Below are 20760 nucleotides of genomic sequence, written 5' to 3'. Positions count from 1 at the left end.
GGTATAAAGGTCAAAAAATGAATGCTGAAGTGTGCAGGGATAATGGTGTCAGCCCTTAAAACCCCCTCCCGACCTCCCCCTTCGCAGGGGGAGGAGCACATCAAACCCTGACTCTTCCCGTCGGCACCTGCCGGAAGCTCCACCATACCTGCACGGTGTTAAACAGTACCAGAATCGCCGTGACGATAAACACCCAGCGGAAGCCGAGCAGCGCTGAGGCGCTTGAGCCAATCAGCGGGCCGACTACATTGCCGAGATACATGAACGACTGGTTATAACCAAATATCCGGCCAGTCACCTGGTCGCTGCTGTATTTCACCAGCAGAGCCTGTACTGCAGGCATCAGCGCGCCATCACCGAAACCGAGCATAAAGCGCAAAATACCCAGCTGGATAGGGGTATTAATCAGCGCCATCAGGCAGAACAGGATGAAGCAAAACACCAGCGCGGCGATGAGAATACGGTGCGCGCCGATACGGTCACCGAGTTTGCCGAGTTTCGGGGCGGCCATCAGCGCGGAAACGCCCGGTACGGCGGCAATCACGCCGCTGATAAAGGCAATGTTACTGGTGTCTGATGAAATCTCGCGGATAAACAGCGTCAGGATCGGGCTGATGGAACCGTTCGCCAGCTGAATCATCATGGTGGTGACGAACAGGCTGACGATAAGCCACGGATAGGGCAGCGTGGTGAATACCGCTTTACCGCTCAGACGGTTGGCTTTAGTGACCGGCACTACGCGCTCTTTGATCAGGAATAATGTGATCAGGAAACTGATAAACAACATGCCGCTGGTGACGAAAAACACCGTGCGCAGACCGAGGTGGTCGGCCATAAAGCCGCCGAGCAGCGGGCCGATAATCACGCCCGATACCTGTCCGGTAGACAACGTGCCCAGCGCCCAGCCGCTTTTATCACGTGGCACCTGTGAGGCCACCAGCGCCATCGCATTAGGGATGTACCCGGAGGTCAGCCCCATCAGCGTGCGCAGAATAAACAGCTGCCAGACGTTGGTAGCAAAACCCTGCAACATCATGACGATTGCCATACCCAGTGCGGCACGCAGTAACATCAGCTTGCGGCCTTTGCGGTCAGCGAGACTGCCCCAGAGCGGTGCAACGATAGCGGAAACCAAAAATGTGCCGCTGAAAACCAGCCCTGACCACAGGCTCAGGGATTCGTGAGACGTCACGCCCAGCTGTTCAATATAAAGCGGTAAAAAAGGCAGGATCTGACTCATCGCCATGCCGGTAAAAAAACAGCCGAGCCAGACGGAGATTAAATTTACTTTCCAGGTTTCCATGTTGCAGCGGTGTGGCCTTATGGATAAGAAGAGGGGCTGCCGAAAGCATAGCAAGTGAATCCATATGGCGGGGAGCAAAAAGTGGGAACGTATTGATCCGATTTATAATTGATTATCCTGTATCAACATTTGGGATGATCGCGACAGATTATGCCGCCGGAAAGCGCCACCGGAGTCAGTCGCTGTAACCGTCCGTTACAGGCCTGCAGGAGATAAATTCACGCACAGCGGCGTTTTGTGATAGAATCGACCCAACTGGCGCACTGCAGTTTGTGCCGAATCCTCGTGGTAATGCCTCATTTGCCTCGTCTGATCATCCACTCTTGAAACTGCACCGAACCCCGTTCGGGTTAGAGTGGACTGGAGCTTTTCCTTATATGTCATTTGATTCCCTCGGCTTAAGTGCCGAAATTTTGCGTGCTGTTGAAGAACAGGGCTATCGCGAACCTACGCCTATTCAGCGTCAGGCTATTCCTGTCGTGCTTGAAGGTCGTGACCTGATGGCGAGTGCGCAGACCGGTACCGGTAAAACCGCTGGTTTTACCCTTCCGCTGCTCAATATGCTCAGCCATACCAACGCGCAATTCAAAGGACGTCGCCCGGTTCGTGCGCTGATCCTGACCCCAACCCGTGAGCTGGCGGCGCAGATTGGTGAAAACGTACAGGCTTACAGCAAATACCTGACCCTGCGTTCGCTGGTGGTATTTGGTGGTGTGAGCATCAACCCGCAGATGATGAAACTGCGCGGTGGTGTGGATGTGCTGATCGCAACGCCTGGTCGTTTGCTGGATCTGGAACATCAGCGTGCTGTTGATTTATCTCAGGTTGAAATCCTGGTACTGGACGAAGCTGACCGCATGCTGGACATGGGCTTTATTCATGACATCCGTCGCGTGCTGGCGAAACTGCCTGCCAAGCGCCAGAACCTGCTGTTCTCCGCGACCTTCTCTGATGAGATTAAAGGCCTGGCGAGCAAGTTGCTGACTAACCCTGCTTCTGTCGAAGTGGCGCGTCGAAACACCGCTTCTGCACAAATTGAACAAAGCGTTCACTTTGTTGATAAGAAACGTAAAAGAGAATTACTGTCTCAGATGATTGGCGAAGGCGACTGGAAACAGGTGCTGGTCTTCAACCGTACCAAACACGGCGCAAACCATCTGGCTGAGCAGCTGAATAAAGACGGCATCACGGCCGCCGCTATTCACGGTAACAAAAGTCAGGGCGCACGTACCCGCGCACTGGCCGATTTTAAAGCCGGTTCTATCCGTGTTCTGGTGGCGACTGACATCGCTGCGCGTGGTCTGGATATCGACCAGTTGCCGCACGTGGTGAACTACGAGCTGCCAAACGTACCGGAAGATTACGTTCACCGTATCGGCCGTACCGGTCGTGCGGAAGCCACCGGTGAAGCGATTTCTCTGGTGTGCGTTGACGAACACAAACTGCTGCGTGATATCGAACGTCTGCTGAAACGTGAAATCCCACGCATCGCGCTGGAAGGTTACGAGCCAGACCCGAGCATCAAAGCTGAGCCGATCATTAATGGTCGTCAGGGCAGCGGCGGCGGCGGTCGTGGCGCACCACGTCAGGGCCAGCGTCCGGGCGCACCGCGCTCCGGTGCTCCACGTTCCGGCGCTCCGCGTCCGGGCGGCAATGGTCAGCGCAGCGGCACCTCTGAAAACCGTGGTTCTGAAAACCGTGGCTCCTCCGGTGAAAACCGTCCGGCACGTTCGCGTCCTGCTCATGCAGGCCAGCGTCGCACCGGCAATGCAGGCAGCGGCAACAAGTAATTGTCAGCACTGCTCTGCAATCAAACCGCCTTCACAGGCGGTTTTTTTTCGTCAGTCGTCTGGTCAGGAACCTGGCGGATCACATACGCGCAGCGGCGTGCGCCCTGCAAAATATGCTCGGTACGCTGCACATCAGCGTCCAGCACATCACTGAATACATCGCGCTCTGCCCGGCAAAATCCCTGACAGGTCGTCGCTGCGGCGCAAATCGGACAGTGATTTTCGACGAACAGGTAACTGCCGTCCTCCTGCAATGTCCAGTCCGCCATATAGCCTTCACGGGTACGGATATCCGTCAGCCTTTGCAATTTTTCTTCCATCGATACCGCACCGCGCATCGCCAGGCGGTAGTTTTCCTGCGTGATTTTTTCCCGCGAGGTGATGAGATTGTCCAGCGCCGAATCGCCCAGAGAGGTGCGGATCAGTTGCAAAAGTTGTACGGTGAGATCGGCGTGCGCATCGGGGAATCGCGCATGGCCCTCAGCAGTCAGTTGCCAGTATTGCGCAGGGCGGCCAACGCCTTGCGAAACGGCTTTGGCTTCCACCAGACCTTCTTTCGCCAGCTTCACAAACTGCTGACGGGCGGCTTCTCCGGTGGTACCCAGCAGATGTCCGGCATCACTGGCCTGTAATTCCCCGCGCGTTTTCAGAAGCCGCAGCAGGCGTTCTGCCACGCTTTGTCTGACGTCATTTTTATTTTCCAAGTCGCTGCTTGACATATTACCTCGGCGGGTTCTAGATTACGTAAAACATATTCCAAGTAATTTCTTGTTTTAATCATACCATAACCACAACCCGCTTCAATGCGTGGAAAGCATAAACCAAAGGGATGCAGAGAAATGTCGGGAAGTCAGAACGGTTGGGCGGATTTATTCAGCGCAGAAAACCGCGGGAGCGCCATCACCCTGAGTGCCGGTGTCGCGCTTTACGCCACCAACAGCTATATCGTGATCACCATTTTGCCCTCGGTCGTGCAGGATATCGGCGGGCTGGCGTGGTATGCGTGGAACACCACGCTGTACGTCGTCTGTTCCATCCTCGGCTCGGCACTTTCCGCGCGTCTGATGCGTACCGCTGGCCCGCGCGGCAGCTACCTGATGGCGACCGGCATTTTCATCGCCGGTGCTGCAATCTGTACTGCCGCGCCCAATATGCCGGTTTTGTTGCTCGGACGAGCCTTGCAGGGACTGGGCGGCGGATCCCTGTTCGCGCTTTCCTACGCAATGATCAATCTGCTGTTCAAAGAATCCCTCTGGCCGCGGGCCATGGCGCTGATTTCAGCCATGTGGGGGATTGCGACGCTGATCGGCCCGGCTGTCGGCGGGATTTTTGCAGAACTGCACGCCTGGCGCTGGGCGTTTGGTTTGCTGCTGCCGGTGACATCTTTGTTCGGGCTGTGGGTGTGGCGGATTTTGCCAAAAGCGCAGCGCGAGAAACAAGCCGATGAGCCGTTACCGCTGATGCAGCTGGCACTGCTGACCGGCGCGGTACTGGTGGTTTCTGCCGGAAGTTTGTCGTCCGAAGGCCTGATAAACCTGCTCGGATTCGTGATTGCGATGGTGATGATTTTGATCCTGCGACACCGCGAATTTACTGCTGATGTCCGGCTGCTGCCGCGCAATGCGTTACGCCGTTCATCCCCGCTTTACGGTTTGTATCTGGTGATGAGCCTGCTGATTATCGGTCTGGGCTGCGAGCTGTTTGTACCTTATATGCTGCAACATTTGCACGGTCAGGCTCCGCTGGCGGCCGGTTATATCACGGCGGCAGCGGCAGCGGGGTGGACATTAAGTGAAGTGGCGAGCTCCGGCTGGACGGGGCGCCGTGCCGACAACGCCATTGTTTGCGGGCCGGTAATTCTGGCCGCCGGTTTGCTTTTACTGCTGTTCACCGTGCCCGTGGCATTCGGTCTGCCGTGGCTGAACATCAGTGGCGTGGTGCTCGGGCTGACGCTGGCCGGTTTCGGCATCGGACTCGGCTGGCCGCATCTGCTGACCCGCGTATTGCAACAGGCTCCGCAAGACGATCGCGAAAAAGCCGGGGCATCGATAACGGTTGTTCAGTCCTTTGCTTCCGCGCTAGGCGCGGCACTGGCGGGCACCGTCGCTAACTTCGCGGGCGTGAGTCAGGGCGACACCGGCGCGGCTAACGCGGCGTTCTGGATGTTCCTGCTGTTTGCCATACCGGCGTTTCTTGCAGTGTGGATTGCGTGGCGTTCAGTAAAAGCCCGGCGGGCCAGCGGTAGTGCGCCGGAACACCTGAGCCGCGATTTGTCACAGGGGTAATTGCCCGGCGGCGGGCCATGCGGTAATCTTGCGCGTCATTTTTAAAGGTTGAATTGCGATGCGCGTATTACTGGCTCCGATGGAAGGTGTGCTTGATCCCCTGGTTCGTGAACTTCTTACTGAAGTGAACGACTACGATTTGTGCATCACTGAGTTTGTGCGTGTGGTCGATCAGCTGCTGCCCGCCAAAGTTTTCCATCGCCTGTGCCCCGAATTACATCACGACAGCCGTACGCCTTCCGGTACACGGGTGCGCGTACAGCTGCTCGGACAATATCCGCAATGGCTGGCAGAGAATGCGGCTTTTGCCGTCGGGCTGGGTTCTTATGGTGTCGATCTCAACTGCGGTTGCCCGTCGAAAATGGTCAACGGCAGCGGCGGTGGTGCGACGTTGCTTAAAGATCCGGAGCTGATTTATCAGGGGGCGAAAGCGATGCGTGCGGCGGTTCCTGCGCATCTGCCGGTGACGGTGAAAGTGCGCCTTGGCTGGGATTCGCTCGAGCGCAGTTTTGAAATTGCCGATGCGGTGCAACAGGCCGGTGCCACCGAGCTGACCGTTCACGGGCGTACCAAAGAAGACGGATATAAACCTGAGCGCATTAACTGGGCGGCGATTGGTGAAATCCGCCAGCGGCTGAGTATTCCGGTGATCGCTAACGGTGAAATCTGGGATTACGAAAGCGGTCAGGCCTGTCTGCAGACCACCGGCTGTGATTCGGTGATGATCGGGCGTGGTGCGCTGAATATCCCCAACCTCAGTCGCGTGGTGAAATACAACGAACCGCGTATGCCATGGCCGGACGTGATGACGCTGTTGCAGAAATACACCCGTCTGGAAAAGCAGGGCGACACCGGTTTGTATCACGTTGCGCGTATCAAACAGTGGCTGAGCTATTTGCGTAAAGAGTACGAAGAAGCGACAGAGTTATTTACTGAAGTCCGTGTGCTGAAGACGTCGAAGGAGATTGCTGAACGCATCAACAGGTGATTTCGCTCCATGACGTTTTCTTCGCGCAATAACGCTTAAAAATGGAGAAACATCATGGAACACCAAGATACCGGCCTGTCTCACATCGCATTCGCTGTTAAAGACCTGGATGCCAGCATCGCTTTTTACCAGCAATTCGCGCAGATGAAAGTCATTCATCGTCGCGGTGAAAAAGGCAGTAACGCCCGCCCCGTCGCCTGGCTGAGTGATATGACCCGCCATTTCGCCATCGTTCTCGCCGAAGATCCTGAAAACACCGACACCAAACTGGGCCCTTTCGGCCATCTCGGCGTCGCCTGCGCAACAAAAGAAGCGATGGATGCAAGGCTCGCCGAAGCACGCGCCGCGGGCGTTTTACGTCAGGAGCCCACTGATTCCGGCGCGCCGGTGGGCTACTGGGCATTTCTGGATGATCCGGACGGCAATACGCTGGAATTATCCTTCGGTCAGGAAATTGGCTATCTCATCGATAATCAGTAAGTTTTAACAAATCACCAGCAGGGCGCTTAACGGCGCCTTTTCTTTTTGCAGGGCTCCGATTGCTTTGAATGATGTTAAAACAAGATCAATACTCAGAGTAATCCTCTGACAAACCTTCACCTTCCGGAGTCTCCAAAATGAATCATTCATCCGCCGTCACCGGTGCAGCACCGCAGGTTGCAGAAACTCAAAGCACCGGTTTTTACCGGCTGAAAGTCGGGGATGTCACCGTGACGGCTATTTCTGACGGTTCGATGAAAATGCCGCTTGAGAAATTACTGACCAATATCTCGCTGGAAGATATCAGGCAGCGTATGGCACAAGCGGCAATGCCAACCGAAATGGATGCGTCAGTAAATGCGTTTGTGGTGGATACCGGCGATCAGCGGATTTTGATTGATACGGGGGCTGGCGCACTGACCGGCTATACGGGCGGTCATTTGCAAAGTCATCTGCGCGCGGCGGGCTATGCGCCGGAAACTATTTCGCTGGTGTTGCTGACGCATATTCACAGCGACCATTGCGGCGGTGTTTCACTGGACGGCGCACCGGTTTTCGCGCAGGCACCGGTGAAAGTTTCACAGGAAGATGCCACATACTGGCTCGCGCGCGACAATCTTGATGATATTCCTGAAGGTCGCCATCGTTCATTTAATAATGCAAAACAGGTAATGACACCGGTTCAGGCGGCCGGGAAATTGCAGACTTTTACCGCGCCTGCGCAGGTGCATCCGCTGATCCGCGCTCTCCCTGCGCCGGGACATACGCCCGGCAGTGTGATGTATCTGCTGGAAAGCGGGACGGAAAAGATGCTGTTCTGGGGCGATATTATTCATGCCGAGCCGGTACAAATGCAGGATCCTGCGGTGGCGATTCAGTTTGATATCGATCAGAATCAGGCAATCAGAACCCGCGAGCAGGCGCTTCGCGATGCCGCAGATCACGGATATCTGGTGGGAGCCGCGCACATTGCATTTCCGGGTACAGGTAGGGTAGAGCGTCTCGGAAAAGGTTATCGCTGGATCCCGACCAATAGTTAATTGTTCAGAAAGTTGTCATGTGGGGAATGTTACAGCATATTTTGTAAATTGCGGATTTGCGTAAATAGCCGGAATTCAGTGCAATCTTACGCAAGTGTTCACTTACTCGCCGTTGCACGGTTTGCGGGCGCTGGTGACAGACTTTGTGACAAATAGAATTGAAAATTGCGGGTGCTAAGACTATTCGCGTCACTTATAATTCCGCCCGCTGTTTCGACATAACTCAATGACAACTTTCTAAATACAGAGCAATGCATGTGAAAATCCGTCTTCTGGTTCTGAGCTTATTAGCCTTAAATACAGGCATGTTGTCTGCACCTGCCGCCTTCGCTGCAAAGCAAGAGCAGGCTGTCGCCCCTATTGTTCAAATTGCTTCCGGCAGCGCCATGGTGGTGGATCTGAAAAGCCACGAAGTGATTTATTCCCGAAATCCTGATGAGGTGAGGCCGATTGCCTCCCTGACAAAACTGATGACCGCGATGGTTACGCTGGATGCGAATCTGCCGCTCGACGAAGTGATTAACGTCGATATCAGCAATACGCCTGAAATGCGCGGCGTGTTCTCGCGCGTTAAACTCAACAGCGAAATCACGCGCCGTCAGATGATTCAGCTCGCGCTGATGTCTTCGGAAAACCGTGCAGCGGCCAGCCTCGCGGCACATTATCCGGGCGGCTATTCAGCATTCATCAAAGCCATGAATGCTAAAGCGAAATCGCTGGGGATGACCCATACGCATTATGTCGAACCGACCGGTTTGTCGCCGCATAACGTGTCCACCGCGCGCGATTTAACCCGTCTGCTGCTGGCTTCCCAGCGATATCCGCTGATCGGGCAGCTGAGCACCACGGCGGAAAAAACCGCGGTCTTCAGCCATCCGGCGTATGCGCTGCCGTTCCGTAATACCAATCATTTGATCATGAATCCGTCCTGGAGCATTCAACTGACCAAGACCGGATACACCGATGATGCAGGGCATTGTCTGGCGATGCGCACCACTATCAACGGCAAACCGGTGACGCTGGTCGTGATGGATGCCTTCGGTAAATTTACTGCCTTTGCGGATGCCAACCGTCTGCGTACCTGGATGGAGACCGGCAAAACCGTGCCCGTTCCGCAGATTGCGAAGAACTACCGTAAGCAGAAAGAACAGCAAAAAACACAGCCCTCTGTCGAAGAAGCCGACGACTAACGATATCCTGCATACTTCGGGCCGCAGTGGCGTTGGCTACGTTCACTCACCCGAATCACTGACGTATTGTCAGCTCATCGGGATTCGTTCGCTTGCCGCCTTATTGCAATCCGAATTATTTTGGATATTTCAGCAATTGCGGATAAAAGAAAAAGTCCGGCTATGCGCCGGACTTTTTGTATGCAGGGAGGGAATGTGATGATCAGAAAATCAGTTTAAACACCCCTGTTAGGGTCAGTAAGCCGACGATAAAGATGATGGCGATGATCCACAGAATAATTTTCATGTTATCTCCTTAACACTATCTTCAGTCGTCATCGGCCGTCAGGCTAAGCCAATGATATTCCTTATCAGTATAGCTTCTGTCCGCATTTTTGCTTTCTGCCCGCCGTTTTCAGGCCAGCGCTGCTCGCAAACCACATTCGGGGCTGGTGAGGGGTTTGCCCATTTGTGTCAGCTGTGCTGCACCGGTCATTGAAGCCTGTGCCAGCACCACACAGGCCGCGCCTTTCAGATATTGTGCATCTGCCGCTGCCGCGATGGCCTGTAAATATCCGGCCAGATCTCCCTGCTTAAACTTTTCCCAGGCGCCCGCCACCAGACAGATTTCAAGCTGTGCCTGCGGATGTTTCTCCACCTGCGTGAACAGCTGACGCGTCGGTTCCAGAGTCGTTTCGACGGCGCACAGCGCGACAACTTTTCCTGCGGTTTTCATGGCCTGTTCCGCCAGCGCCTGATCGACACGTAGAACGGGCATCGTGGCTGTTTCAGCGGCAAGCGTGGCGGCTGAACCCAGCGTCGAACAGGTCAGTAAAACGCGGTCGGCATTTTCGCTCAGGGCCAGCAGTACATCTGCGGTTTGCTGACGAATATCCGCTGTCAGCCCGCCTGCTTTTTCGGCTGCGGCGAGTAAATCAGGCCGCGACACATGCACGAACTGATGCTGACTTAGCCCGAGCGCCTGCGCGGTGTTTTCGAATACCGCAATATTGCTGTCCGCCGTGTGTAAACAGGTGATACGCATATGATTCTCCTGAGGAATGCCTGCTTCTACGTTAATGATTTTTTAACCGGTGTGCAGTCTTTTTCGCCTGTGAAAACTTGTTAGTTAGTGTACTCACGCAATACCGGCTTTGCATAATCCCGAACAGCAGAAAACGAAGGGAAGCGTAAGTCATGAAATTTAAAAACTCCTGTAACAGGCTATTTTTGTTGGTTTTATTCATCCCCTAAATGTAAGTTTTCGAAGCATAGATACATAAGCAGTAGCCGATGAATCGAGAAGGAAATTGATTTGATATGGTTATTTATACAGCGCAAACTCCCCTCAGATTAAGAATTTCTGAACAGGGAAAACTTATGTGAGGGACAACAGCCATGTTTCAGCTCAGCACAATGGATATCTCGCCCGTCAATCCGATGCTCTATTTTCCCGGCGCACCCGTATGGCCGGAAGAATACAAAGGAAAATCGCTCATGGAGAAGCTCATGCAAAATCAGATCAACAACATTGAAAAACAAGGGATCAAAAACGGAGAGGAAATTGCCGGACTGAATCTGCGTGTCGGGAAGGTGGAACAGCAGGTCAGTCATCTGACCGAAGTCGTCACCGAGACTAATCTCCGGGTCGGTAAACTGGAATATCAAATGGTCACGCTCACTGATGCGGTGACAGATATCGGTGTGCGTGTAGGAAAAACTGAACAGAGCATCTCCCGCATCGACGGACATCTGCTGAGAATTGACGATCATTTTGTACATATCGATAAAAAGTTTGAACAGGTGGATAAGCAGTTTGAAAAGATAGATAAGCAGTTTGAAAGGGTCGATAAACAGTTTGAACGAGTCGATAAACGGTTTGAACGGGTCGATAAACAGTTTGAGCGTATGGATGAGCGCTTTGAGAAGATCGAAACTTCAATGACTTCGATGCAAACAATGTTTTACGGGCTTATGATCAAACAGACTCGCTGGATTATCAGCATGATGCTGGTATTGGTAGGGGTGACATTTACAGCCGCTCGCTTTGTCCATTAAAGGCGGCCAGCTCCGGTCAATCGCTGATTTCGATGAGTTGGGCGCAGCAGCAAAACTGGCAAAAACGACTATAATATAGACAGGTCGCCACCTTCCTTGTGCCTTGGTCTGACGGGCATTCCCGAAGGTCTATCACTGCACGCCGCTGGCGGCTTTCGGCGTACAAGGGGGTGTTTCATGGCAAATCATGTCTGGGGACTAATGTCCCATCCTGGTCCCGAACTGCAGCAAATCCAGCGTGAGCGGGAAACCGTTTCACATGTGTATTCCCACCATGTTCTTTTGATGGCGTTGATCCCGGTTGTCTGTTCGTTTATCGGTACAACACAGTTGGGCTGGAACTTCGGTGACGGTCAGAAGCTGATGGTTTCCATGTTCACCGCATCATATATCGCCGTTATATTCTATGTTCTGATGCTCGCCGCTGTCGCACTGATGGGGCGCATTATCTACTGGATGGCACGTCGTTATGACAGCCGCCCGACACTCAACAGTTGCATCGTGTTTGCCGGTTATGTTGCCACACCGATGTTCCTCAGCGGGCTCGTTGCGCTTTATCCGATGGTCTGGTTATGCCTGTTCGTTGGTATCATCGGGCTGTGTTACAGCGGATATCTGTTGTATCTCGGCATTCCTAACTTCCTCAATATCGACCGTCGCGAAGGGTTCCTGTTCTCCAGTTCAACGCTGGCAATGGGGGTTCTGGTTTTAGAGCTACTTCTGGCTCTGACGGTGATAATGTGGGGTTACGGAACACAGCTTTTCTAACTTAATGGCTATCTTACTTGCCATTTTGCCCCCGGGCAGTGCTCGGCCTCCTCACGTACTTTAAGCACGATGCGGGGCCTCCGCGCTGTCCGGGAACAAACTGCCTGCGCCGACTACGCCATTCCCCATTTCAAGGACATTACTCCTGCCAGTTCTTCAACTTACTGGTTTTTCCGATCCCAGGGTTAAAGCTGTTGGTCGGGTCGGCCTGCCGGTAGAACTCTTTCAGATGCGGCTTCGCCAGATACAGATGGCCGACATTGTGTTCGGCAGGATATTCTGCGCCTTTGGCATCCAGAAGTTCTAACATCCGGTGTTTCAGAGCCTTACTGTTCGCGCCTTTTTTGACAATATAATCCTGATGGAAAACGTGGCACATGAAATGGCCGTAATACAGTTTTGCCACCAGCTGATTATCGATATCTTCCGGAAGTGTTTCGAACCAGTCGCGGTCATTACGGCGTAAGGCGATATCCAGCGCCAGAATATCTTCCACTTCTTTTTCATGTACTGCGTGATAACGCACGGCAGCACCGGCTGCGGCAAAGCGGTGCAGGAAAGCTTTCTTACCTTCGTCAGCCGAGCAGATAAAGAAATCACCCTGACCATCACTGAAGAATCGGGTCAAAAAGGTTCTGGCTTCATCTATGCCAGGGCCGGACATTTTCAGCAGCAAGTGATGTTCGAACCGGTCGCGGTATTGCTTCATGCGTGGCGGCAGGTGATTCGGCAGGGCTTTGCTCAGACACTGCATCACGCGGTCGCTGAAGTTTTTCGGCAGAAAAGGAACCTTACTGATGCGCGCATCAAATTTCCCTTTGGCTGTAAACATGTCCGGCATTTTGTCGGTGCCAAGTTTATCGATCATCATGAAAGTGTCTTTGCCGTAAATCTCCGTGATATCGAAAATATCCCGGTGCATGTATTCACCAGCCACCGGCAGATTGGCAAAATCGCGCAGGATCTGACGGCGTAATTCGGTCAGCACCGCCGTGTCATTGGTGCCGATATAAAATACCTGTTGCTGAGTTTCAGCCGGGAAGGTATCCAGTCGTACGGCGAATACCGCCAGTTTGCCCGCACACCCCGAGGCTTCAAACAAACGTCTCTCATCGGCATTAAAACGGGATGGCGTATCAGCGTCCACTTCGCGAACCCGCGCGGCATAATCATGATCAGACGCAAGCCCCTGATTTTGCAGAATGTCACTTTCCAGATATTCGGCTTTTTCCAGACGCGTCAGGATCTCTTCCGGCGTTTCGCCAAGATTAATCCCCAGATGATTTATCAGACGTAATTCACCTTGCGCGTCGATCTGTGCATAAAGCGCCATTTCGGTATAGGCCGGGCCGCGTTTAACCAGAGAACCGCCGGAATTATTGCAAATACCACCGACCACAGATGCACCAATGCAGGATGAGCCAATCACCGAGTGGGGTTCACGGTTATAAGGTTTGAGAATTTTTTCCAGCTTGTAGAGGGTGCTGCCGGGAAAGCCGATAACCTGATGACCGCCGTCGAGCAACTGGATTTGATCAAGTTTGAGAGTACTGAAAATGACGATGTCGCGGTCATAATCATCGCCGCTAGGCGTTGAGCCTTCGGTCAGGCCGGTATTGGCAGCCTGCATGATGACGATTTTATCGGCGGCGATACAGGCTTTGAGCAACTGCCATTGTTGCAGCAGCGTTTGCGGGAATACCACGGCCAGCGCTTTGCCGCCGCCCGAACGAAATCCTTTGCGGTAGCGCTCGGTGTTGCTGTCTCCGGTCAGTACATGACGGGTGCCAGCAATCTCTTTGAGCGTGGCGATAAGTGACTGATTATCCATTTCATCTTCCTTTGTAAATGAGATGCCATCTAATCATGGACTTAAATGATACTTGTTAAGTTAAACTCCATTCGGGATATTCGTTAGGTAATTTCACTTAGTCTGTTGCATTTTTGTCATACGCTGTCCATTAAATCGTCATTGATGTGTCATAAAACTCGCGCTTAATGAACGCCAGATTATGAAAGCAACCGAGAGACAGCATCATGGCGCAAGCTCAACTCAAGCTGGCACAGGCTGAATATCCTCAGACCGGGCCACAGCATTTGAATAAAGTTCTGGACGTGAAAGGCCTGGTGAAATCCTACAAATCAGGTCAGCGCGTTCTGAATGACATCAATTTTGATCTACACGCGGGCGAGTTTGTCGCGGTGATTGGCCGGTCCGGCGCAGGGAAATCAACTCTGTTGCACGTCCTGAACGGTACCATTGCGCTCACTGAAGGTAGTGTAGTGTGTCATTACGAAAACGGTGAACAGCAGCAGCTGGCTGGTTTAACCGGTAAATCTCTGCGGCGCTGGCGCTCTGGTTGCGGAATGATTTTCCAGGATTTTTGTCTGGTTCCGCGTCTCGATGTGTTGACTAACGTATTGCTGGGCCGCCTGAGCCATACCTCAACGTTCAAATCTTTCTTCAATCAGTTTGACGACGAAGACCGTGCCCGCGCGATTTCTCTGCTCGAGTGGCTGCATATGTTGCCGCATGCGTTGCAGCGTGCTGAAAACCTCTCCGGCGGTCAGATGCAACGCGTAGCGATTTGTCGCGCCCTGATGCAGAACCCGAAAATCTTACTGGCTGATGAGCCTGTTGCGTCGCTGGACCCGAAAAATACGCTGCGCATCATGAATGCGCTGAAAAAAGTCAGCGAAGAAAATATTGCCGTGATGGTCAACCTGCACTCAGTGGAACTGGTGAAAGATTATTGCACCCGTGTTATCGGCATCGCCAAAGGGCAGATTATTTTCGATGGACATCCGGATCAGTTAACTGACGGGATCCTGCAACAGCTCTATGGCGAAGATCACGAGTCACATGAATAACATCCTTTTAATTGAGTAATACATAACAGCCACGTTAAGTGGCTATTAACACCCTTGGCAGTGCTTATTTCTATTTTCTCTCAATCTACACAAGGTCATCATTACATGAAGAAGTTATTACGTCTGGCAGTCTTCGTAGCAGGTTCTTTTACCGCGATGCACAGCATGGCAGAAGATGCTCCTAAAGAATTGAATTTAGGTATTCTGGGTGGCCAGAATGCGACTCAGCAAATCGGCGATAATCAGTGTGTAAAAGATTTCTTCGATAAAGAATTAAACGTGGATACCAAACTGCGTAATTCATCCGATTACTCAGGTGTTATTCAGGGATTATTAGGAAAGAAAGTGGATATGGTATTAAGCATGTCTCCTTCGTCCTTTGCCTCTGTGTATATTAATAACCCGAAAGCCGTAGATCTGGTCGGTATTGTTATCGACGATACGGATAAATCACGCGGTTATCATTCCGTTGTTGTGGTTAAAGCCGACAGCCCGTATCAGAAATTGTCTGACCTGAAAGGTAAATCTTTCGGTTTCGCTGACCCGGATTCCACTTCCGGTTACCTGATCCCGAACCAGACTTTCAAGAAAGAATTTGGCGGCACCACCGACAACAAATACAACAACTTCTTCTCCAGCGTCACCTTCTCCGGCGGCCATGAGCAGGATATCCTTGGCGTGCTGAACGGTCAGTTCGAAGGCGCAGTGACCTGGGCTTCTATGATCGGCGACCGTGAAACCGGTTATACCTCCGGCGCATTCAACCGTATGATCCGCATGGACCATCCGGATCTGATGAAAAAAATCCGTATCATCTGGGAATCTCCGCTGATCCCTAACGGCCCGATTTTAGTGCGCAGTGATCTGCCACCAGCCTTCAAAGCCAAACTGGTTTCTGCCATCAAGAAACTGGACAAAGAAGATCACGCCTGCTTCGTGAAAGCAGTTGGCGGTAAACAACATATCGGCGAAACGTCACTGGCTGAATATCAGCAGATTATTGATATGAAGCGTGAGCTGACTAAAGGCGGTCGCTAACCCGTCATCTTTCACGTTGCAGCAGCGTTGGCTTCCCTCAATCACCCCGGTCACTTACTTAAGTAAGCTCCCGGGGATTCTTTCGGTTGCCGCGTTACTCGGCGAAGCCTCGCCCCGGTGGGGCCAGCGCAAGCGCTGTTCAAAAGGCTAAAACCTTTTGTGCTGCACCATGAAATATTTAGGGTTTAGATTTGATTATTATTTGCAAACCGGAAATATTATTTTGAATAAAGACTTCAATCGTTATTACCAGCAGATCCGCGGAAAACAAAAACGTGAGGCGCTGATCTGGTCAGGGCTGATGCTGCTGTTATATCTTTGGTCAGGCAATGTTTCCGAACTTAATTTAAAAACGATTATTGTCTCCGCGCCGAGCTTCTTTGATTATATCGGTCAGACGGTTCCGGTATTACACTGGTCACTGTTATTTGCTGACGGTCATACAGAAGGCTCACTGGCGTATTGGGGATATCGTCTTAATATTCAGTTGCCGCTGATTTGGGAAACTATTCAGCTGGCGTTATCCTCGACGATATTATCGACCGCGCTGGCGGTTGTTCTGGCGTTTCTCGCCGCAGGGAATACGGATTCACCAAAATGGGTGAAATTCAGTATCCGCACGTTTGTGGCTTTTCTGCGCACCATGCCTGAACTGGCGTGGGCGGTGATGTGCGTAATGGCCTTTGGCGTTGGCGCTATTCCGGGCTTTATCGCGCTGACCTTACACACGGTCGGCAGCCTGACCAAACTCTTCTATGAATCCATTGAAACCGCATCGGACAAACCGGTACGCGGCCTGAGAGCCTGCGGAGCAGGGCGTTTGCAGCGCATGCGTTTCGCCATGTGGCCGCAGGTCAAACCGATCTTTCTGTCCTACAGCTTCATGCGCCTGGAAATCAACTTCCGCCAGTCGACGATCCTCGGTCTAGTCGGGGCAGGAGGGATCGGGCAGGAACTGATGACGTCCATCAAACTGGATCGATATGATCAGGTCAGCATGACCTTACTGCTGATCATTCTGGTGGTCTCGGCGATGGATTTTCTTTCCGGTAAATTGCGCAAACGCGTCGTGGAGGGCACTTTCTGATGTTAACTGATGCGCTTGAACCTCATGTTGTCAGCAGCCTGAAGCAGCAGCACGGACATTTGTTCGCCGCGCAGCGCCGCTATCTGCGTTATCTCGCGATACTGACTGTCGTCATTGCGCTGTATTACGTCTATTTCTTCAGCTATTTCGGTATTCCATGGAGCGAAGTGGTGCGCGGCACCCGTGAAGTCGGGCGGTATTTCCTGCGCATGTTCGTCTGGCATAACGTGTCTGAATGGCCGTTTAAGTATTATTTCACGCAGATTGCGATCACGCTGGCGATTGTGTTTGCGGGCACAGTTACGGCGTCTTTCCTTGCTTTGCCACTATCCTTTCTGGCTGCGCGCAACGTGATGTCAACGCCGGTTCTCAGACCTATTTCCATGATTACCCGCCGTATTCTGGACGTGCTGCGAGGACTGGATATGGCCATCTGGGGGCTGATTTTTGTCCGTGCCGTTGGCATGGGACCGCTGGCCGGTGTGCTGGCGATTGTGATGCAGGATTTAGGCTTACTTGGCAAACTGTATGCGGAAGGACATGAAGCGGTGGAACGCTCGCCGAGCCGTGGTTTACGGGCGCTGGGGGCATCACCGTTACAGACTCACCGCTTCGGTATTTTCACGCAATCCTTCCCGACATTCCTTGCGTTGTCGCTGTATCAGATTGAATCCAACACGCGTTCTGCTGCGGTGCTCGGTTTTGTCGGTGCGGGCGGGATAGGCCTGGTGTATGCGGAAAATATGCGTTTATGGAACTGGGATGTGGTGATGTTTATCACGCTGGTCCTGGTTGCCATTGTCATGACGATGGATAAGATCTCCGCGATGTTGCGCGCCAAATATATTCATGGTGAAGAGATTGATTTATTTGAGCCGGAAGAGCGCAAAATGAAGCCGCCGGTCGAGCTTTACCGTCCGTAACGAAAGCGCATAAAAAAGGCGGCATCCGCAGGGACGCCGCCTTTTGTTATTTTATTTATAGCGAAGGATAACAACGCTATTATTCGTCGAAATACCAGTAACCCTGATTCACCAGATCCGTTAATACAACCACAAATTCCGGATCCTGCAACGCGCTGCCCAGTTCTTTCTGACCGATCAGCGTGTAACGGCACAGCGCGTCGGCGGCGTTATGCTGAGCCGTTTCCAGCGGTTCGCTGTTCACAAAGAATCGTTCACCGACATTCAGCACGCGCAGTCCGCTTAAACGGGTCAGGCTATCGCCCTGCATCAGCGCATCCACAATTTCCTGCGCTTCATAAGGCGGCTCCGCCGGAGCGATATCCAGCTCATGGCGCGGAGTGGTAGCAAAACGGCCAAACCACTGTTTGAAATCTTCCGGCTGGCTGAGCATTTCAACCATCATCTGGCGCACACGCTCCAGCTCATATTCTTCCACTTTTCCGACGTGGTCACGCAGCGTCAAATCCGGATCGCTGTAGTGATTGCCGCCCAGATCGTTTTCCAGCGCATAGTCAGCAAAACTGCTGATGAAATCGCGCGAGTTAGGGCCACGGAAACCGACGGAATAGTTGAGAGCCGTTTCATGGGTGAAACCGTCGTGCGGGAAGCCCGGCGGAATATACAGAATGTCGCCCGGTTCGAGATCTTCATCAATGATTGGCGTGAAAGGATCAACATGCAGTAACGCCGGATGTGGACAGAACTGACGCATCGGTAAGGCATCGCCCACGCGCCAGCGGCGGCTGCCCATACCCTGAATGATGAACACGTCATACTGATCGATATGCGGGCCGACACCGCCACCGGGCACGGAATAGGAAATCATCAGGTCATCTAGACGCCAGTCCGGTAATACGCGAAAAGGCTTCACCAGCTCAGCGGCGGGCAGGTGCCAGTGGTTCACGGCCTGTGCCAGTAATGACCAGCCGGTTTCGCCCAGCCCGTCAAAATGTTCGAAGGGCCCGTTGCTCGCCTGCCATTCCCCATTTTTATGGCTCACCAGACGGCTGTCCACTTCCGGCTCCATCGCCAGACCGGCTAATTCGTCCGGGGAGATAGGATCGACAAAATCCGAGAACGCTTTTTTAATGACAACAGGTTTTTTTTGCCAGTATTTCTCTAAAAATTCCGGCCAGTCGAGATTGAGTTCATAAGCCATGTGATTTACCAGTGGGAAGACAAACGGGTCTGATTATAGGGAGGGTGGAGACACTGGCGCTTTGTCATTAATCAAGGCTTAGCGAATGAGAAAGGAGAGCGTGGGAAAACAGACGGAGAAATAGGGCGCTTCACGACCTCCCCCGCACGGGGGAGGCGCAAAACAGAGGGTCAGGACTTCGCAGTCAGCACCACCAGTTTTTGGTTCACAAACTCTTTGATACCTAAATCAGACAGTTCGCGGCCAAAACCAGAGCGTTTCACACCGCCGAAAGGCAGTTCTGCTGCGGTATCCGTTGGTGAATTAACGTAGACCATCCCGGTTTCAATCTGGCTTGCCAGCTTACGTGCGCGGGTCAAATCGCGGGTGAATAACGAGCCGCCGAGGCCGTAATGGGAGTCGTTGGCAAGTTTCACCAGTTCCTCGTCATTTTTCACCACATACACCTGCGCCACCGGGCCGAAGAACTCTTCGAAGTACGCCGGATTATCGCGGGTAATGTGCGTCAGAATGGTCGGCTCAAAGAAATTCCCCGGATTATCGCTGACTTTCTTGCCGCCAAAGTGCAGTTTTGCACCGTGCTTCACGGCATCATCCACCTGTTTGCTCAGCGTTTTCACCGCATCGGCGGAAGACAACGGTCCCAGCGTGGTGGATTTATCCAGCGGGTCGCCCATCTTCAGCGCTTTAAAGTGCTCGGTGAATTTTTTCAGGAATTCATCGGCGACTTTCTCATGAATGATGAAGCGTTTGGCGGCGGTACAAACCTGACCGGCATTTGACACGCGCGCCTGCGCCCCGGCCTTAGCCGCTTTATCGATATCGGCATCATCCAGCACGGCAAACACGTCATTCCCGCCCAGTTCAAGGGTCGATTTCTTGAGCTTGCCCGCGGCGCGTGCCGCCACAATGGCCCCGGCCTTTTCCGAGCCGGTCAGCGCGACACCCTGAACACGGTCGTCGTCGATGATAGAGGCCACCTGATCCTGCGAAATAAACAGATTGGTATAAGCCCCTTTTGGCGCGCCTGCTTCGACAATCAGTTTCTCAAAGGTTTCAGCACAATGAGGAACGATACTGGCGTGCTTCACGATGACGCTGTTACCGGAAGCCAGGTTTGGTGCCAGTACACGCATCAGCTGATAGAACGGGAAGTTCCACGGCTCGACGGCCATGATCACACCAATCGGATGATGCTCGACCCAGGCTTCGCCGAGATCGGATTTATACGGCACAGGTTTGAGAAATTCCTCGGCGTTTTCAGCATAGAATTTCGCAATATCGGCGCAAATCTGTACTTCGCCACGGCTCTGACCGATGAGTTTCCCCATCTCCACACTGACCACTTCTGCCAGCTCATCGATACGGGAAGCCATCAGTTCTGAAAGTTTATGCAGCACTTTAACGCGTTGCTTAATATCGCCTTGCGCCCAGTCAGATTTATACAGGGCATGTGCCGCAGACACCGCTTCCTCTACCTGTTTGTCATTATGGGTCTGATATTCTTTGATGAGTTTGTTATTGAACGGATTTATTGTTTGATATGGCATATGTTGCTCCTTGTTTTGTGGCGTGTCGTCGACAGCAACGGCACGTTGGAATTGAGGTGCGTTCGCCTTACTGCGTTCTTTCTCAACAGAACATTAAGCATAGACGAAAAAACGTGACCTCTGTCCCACAGACACCTCATGCAACACAACCGTTTTGCGCGCTCAGCCCGCTTCGTCAGTGCCCCCGCCCTACGCGGGCTGTGGTCCGT

19 protein-coding genes are annotated in these 20760 nt (G+C 52.8%); 12 read left to right on the top strand and 7 right to left on the bottom strand.

Annotated features, from left to right (window positions below):
• Window positions 1-100: 100 nt before the first annotated feature.
• A complete protein-coding gene (locus tag D6C13_RS15850; protein ID WP_120133676.1) occupies window positions 101-1303 on the bottom strand; it encodes a multidrug efflux MFS transporter in 1203 nt (400 codons plus the stop codon).
• Window positions 1304-1680: 377 nt separating this feature from the next.
• On the opposite strand from D6C13_RS15850, the gene rhlE reads away from it, so the two are divergent.
• The gene (gene rhlE / locus D6C13_RS15845) at window positions 1681-3093 is read left to right on the top strand and encodes an ATP-dependent RNA helicase RhlE (RefSeq protein ID WP_120133675.1); all 1413 of its coding nucleotides are present in this window, start codon (window positions 1681-1683) and stop codon (window positions 3091-3093) included.
• Window positions 3094-3113: 20 nt separating this feature from the next.
• Here rhlE and D6C13_RS15840 read toward each other — a convergent pair whose 3' ends face one another.
• Window positions 3114-3812 (bottom strand): helix-turn-helix transcriptional regulator, encoded by a 699-nt coding sequence (locus tag D6C13_RS15840; protein ID WP_120133674.1) that lies wholly within the window; start codon window positions 3810-3812, stop codon window positions 3114-3116.
• A gap of 120 nt (window positions 3813-3932) precedes the next feature.
• On the opposite strand from D6C13_RS15840, the gene D6C13_RS15835 reads away from it, so the two are divergent.
• The 5 genes from D6C13_RS15835 (at window position 3933) to pbpG (ending at window position 9076) form a co-directional block, all read left to right on the top strand.
• The gene (locus tag D6C13_RS15835) at window positions 3933-5378 is read left to right on the top strand and encodes an MFS transporter (RefSeq protein WP_120133673.1); all 1446 of its coding nucleotides are present in this window, start codon (window positions 3933-3935) and stop codon (window positions 5376-5378) included.
• A gap of 58 nt (window positions 5379-5436) precedes the next feature.
• Window positions 5437-6366: a tRNA dihydrouridine(16) synthase DusC gene (gene dusC / locus D6C13_RS15830; RefSeq protein WP_120133672.1), complete on the top strand. Its 930-nt coding sequence runs from the start codon at window positions 5437-5439 to the stop codon at window positions 6364-6366.
• A gap of 54 nt (window positions 6367-6420) precedes the next feature.
• On the top strand, window positions 6421-6846 hold the full coding sequence (locus D6C13_RS15825) for a VOC family protein (protein WP_120133671.1): 426 nt from the start codon (window positions 6421-6423) through the stop codon (window positions 6844-6846).
• A gap of 137 nt (window positions 6847-6983) precedes the next feature.
• On the top strand, window positions 6984-7886 hold the full coding sequence (locus D6C13_RS15820; protein WP_120133670.1) for an MBL fold metallo-hydrolase: 903 nt from the start codon (window positions 6984-6986) through the stop codon (window positions 7884-7886).
• A 251-nt stretch (window positions 7887-8137) separates the two neighbouring features.
• Window positions 8138-9076: a D-alanyl-D-alanine endopeptidase gene (gene pbpG / locus D6C13_RS15815; RefSeq protein ID WP_167458038.1), complete on the top strand. Its 939-nt coding sequence runs from the start codon at window positions 8138-8140 to the stop codon at window positions 9074-9076.
• Between the two features lie 202 nt (window positions 9077-9278).
• Here the strand turns inward: pbpG and D6C13_RS26295 are convergent, their stop codons facing one another.
• Together D6C13_RS26295 and D6C13_RS15810 are read right to left on the bottom strand one after the other, a co-directional pair.
• Window positions 9279-9362 carry a small membrane protein YohP gene (locus D6C13_RS26295; protein ID WP_019105993.1) on the bottom strand — a complete coding sequence of 28 codons (84 nt, stop codon included), beginning with the start codon at window positions 9360-9362 and terminating at the stop codon, window positions 9279-9281.
• Window positions 9363-9470: 108 nt separating this feature from the next.
• The gene (locus D6C13_RS15810; RefSeq protein ID WP_120133668.1) at window positions 9471-10100 is read right to left on the bottom strand and encodes an aspartate/glutamate racemase family protein; all 630 of its coding nucleotides are present in this window, start codon (window positions 10098-10100) and stop codon (window positions 9471-9473) included.
• A gap of 353 nt (window positions 10101-10453) precedes the next feature.
• On the opposite strand from D6C13_RS15810, the gene D6C13_RS15805 reads away from it, so the two are divergent.
• Window positions 10454-11113, top strand: a complete 660-nt coding sequence (locus D6C13_RS15805; RefSeq protein ID WP_120133667.1) for a hypothetical protein — start codon at window positions 10454-10456, stop codon at window positions 11111-11113.
• Window positions 11114-11290: 177 nt separating this feature from the next.
• A complete protein-coding gene (locus D6C13_RS15800) occupies window positions 11291-11881 on the top strand; it encodes a Yip1 family protein (protein ID WP_120133666.1) in 591 nt (196 codons plus the stop codon).
• A 139-nt stretch (window positions 11882-12020) separates the two neighbouring features.
• Here D6C13_RS15800 and dld read toward each other — a convergent pair whose 3' ends face one another.
• Entirely contained in the window at window positions 12021-13712 is a 1692-nt protein-coding gene (gene dld / locus D6C13_RS15795) for a D-lactate dehydrogenase (protein WP_120133665.1), read from the bottom strand.
• 206 nt (window positions 13713-13918) lie between these two features.
• Between dld and phnC the strand changes: the two genes are divergently transcribed.
• The 4 genes from phnC to phnE (D6C13_RS15775) all read left to right on the top strand — a co-directional run bounded on the left by phnC (window position 13919) and on the right by phnE (D6C13_RS15775) (window position 17800).
• Window positions 13919-14752 carry a phosphonate ABC transporter ATP-binding protein gene (gene phnC / locus D6C13_RS15790; protein WP_120133664.1) on the top strand — a complete coding sequence of 278 codons (834 nt, stop codon included), beginning with the start codon at window positions 13919-13921 and terminating at the stop codon, window positions 14750-14752.
• A gap of 105 nt (window positions 14753-14857) precedes the next feature.
• On the top strand, window positions 14858-15790 hold the full coding sequence (gene phnD / locus D6C13_RS15785; protein ID WP_112291356.1) for a phosphonate ABC transporter substrate-binding protein: 933 nt from the start codon (window positions 14858-14860) through the stop codon (window positions 15788-15790).
• 223 nt (window positions 15791-16013) lie between these two features.
• Window positions 16014-16877, top strand: a complete 864-nt coding sequence (gene phnE, locus D6C13_RS15780; protein ID WP_120133730.1) for a phosphonate ABC transporter, permease protein PhnE — start codon at window positions 16014-16016, stop codon at window positions 16875-16877.
• Entirely contained in the window at window positions 16877-17800 is a 924-nt protein-coding gene (gene phnE / locus D6C13_RS15775; RefSeq protein ID WP_120133663.1) for a phosphonate ABC transporter, permease protein PhnE, read from the top strand. Before phnE (D6C13_RS15780) ends, phnE (D6C13_RS15775) begins: the two co-directional genes overlap by 1 nt.
• A 79-nt stretch (window positions 17801-17879) precedes the next feature.
• On the opposite strand, the gene D6C13_RS15770 is transcribed toward phnE (D6C13_RS15775), so the two are convergent.
• Both D6C13_RS15770 and D6C13_RS15765 read right to left on the bottom strand, forming a co-directional pair.
• A complete protein-coding gene (locus D6C13_RS15770) occupies window positions 17880-19001 on the bottom strand; it encodes a ribosomal protein uL16 3-hydroxylase (protein WP_120133662.1) in 1122 nt (373 codons plus the stop codon).
• Between the two features lie 170 nt (window positions 19002-19171).
• The gene (locus D6C13_RS15765; protein WP_120133661.1) at window positions 19172-20551 is read right to left on the bottom strand and encodes an NAD-dependent succinate-semialdehyde dehydrogenase; all 1380 of its coding nucleotides are present in this window, start codon (window positions 20549-20551) and stop codon (window positions 19172-19174) included.
• Window positions 20552-20760 lie beyond the last annotated feature (209 nt).

Origin of the sequence: Rahnella woolbedingensis, assembly GCF_003602095.1 — a bacterium.
In the GTDB taxonomy this organism is placed as follows: Bacteria; Pseudomonadota; Gammaproteobacteria; order Enterobacterales; family Enterobacteriaceae; genus Rahnella; species Rahnella woolbedingensis.
This window is presented reverse-complemented; position numbering and strand designations above follow the sequence as displayed.

Bases quoted from the DNA above. Each gene is read 5' to 3' on its own strand.
- D6C13_RS15765 (WP_120133661.1), bottom strand. From the start codon at position 20,551: ATGCCATATCAAACAATAAATCCGTTCAATAACAAACTCATCAAAGAA.
- D6C13_RS15850 (WP_120133676.1), bottom strand. From the start codon at position 1,303: ATGGAAACCTGGAAAGTAAATTTAATCTCCGTCTGGCTCGGCTGTTTT.
- D6C13_RS15840 (WP_120133674.1), bottom strand. From the start codon at position 3,812: ATGTCAAGCAGCGACTTGGAAAATAAAAATGACGTCAGACAAAGCGTG.
- phnC (WP_120133664.1), top strand. From the start codon at position 13,919: ATGGCGCAAGCTCAACTCAAGCTGGCACAGGCTGAATATCCTCAGACC.
- dld (WP_120133665.1), bottom strand. From the start codon at position 13,712: ATGGATAATCAGTCACTTATCGCCACGCTCAAAGAGATTGCTGGCACC.
- pbpG (WP_167458038.1), top strand. From the start codon at position 8,138: ATGCATGTGAAAATCCGTCTTCTGGTTCTGAGCTTATTAGCCTTAAAT.
- D6C13_RS15835 (WP_120133673.1), top strand. From the start codon at position 3,933: ATGTCGGGAAGTCAGAACGGTTGGGCGGATTTATTCAGCGCAGAAAAC.
- D6C13_RS15820 (WP_120133670.1), top strand. From the start codon at position 6,984: ATGAATCATTCATCCGCCGTCACCGGTGCAGCACCGCAGGTTGCAGAA.
- D6C13_RS26295 (WP_019105993.1), bottom strand. From the start codon at position 9,362: ATGAAAATTATTCTGTGGATCATCGCCATCATCTTTATCGTCGGCTTA.
- dusC (WP_120133672.1), top strand. From the start codon at position 5,437: ATGCGCGTATTACTGGCTCCGATGGAAGGTGTGCTTGATCCCCTGGTT.
- D6C13_RS15810 (WP_120133668.1), bottom strand. From the start codon at position 10,100: ATGCGTATCACCTGTTTACACACGGCGGACAGCAATATTGCGGTATTC.
- D6C13_RS15805 (WP_120133667.1), top strand. From the start codon at position 10,454: ATGTTTCAGCTCAGCACAATGGATATCTCGCCCGTCAATCCGATGCTC.
- D6C13_RS15825 (WP_120133671.1), top strand. From the start codon at position 6,421: ATGGAACACCAAGATACCGGCCTGTCTCACATCGCATTCGCTGTTAAA.
- D6C13_RS15800 (WP_120133666.1), top strand. From the start codon at position 11,291: ATGGCAAATCATGTCTGGGGACTAATGTCCCATCCTGGTCCCGAACTG.
- rhlE (WP_120133675.1), top strand. From the start codon at position 1,681: ATGTCATTTGATTCCCTCGGCTTAAGTGCCGAAATTTTGCGTGCTGTT.
- D6C13_RS15770 (WP_120133662.1), bottom strand. From the start codon at position 19,001: ATGGCTTATGAACTCAATCTCGACTGGCCGGAATTTTTAGAGAAATAC.
- phnD (WP_112291356.1), top strand. From the start codon at position 14,858: ATGAAGAAGTTATTACGTCTGGCAGTCTTCGTAGCAGGTTCTTTTACC.
- phnE (WP_120133663.1), top strand. From the start codon at position 16,877: ATGTTAACTGATGCGCTTGAACCTCATGTTGTCAGCAGCCTGAAGCAG.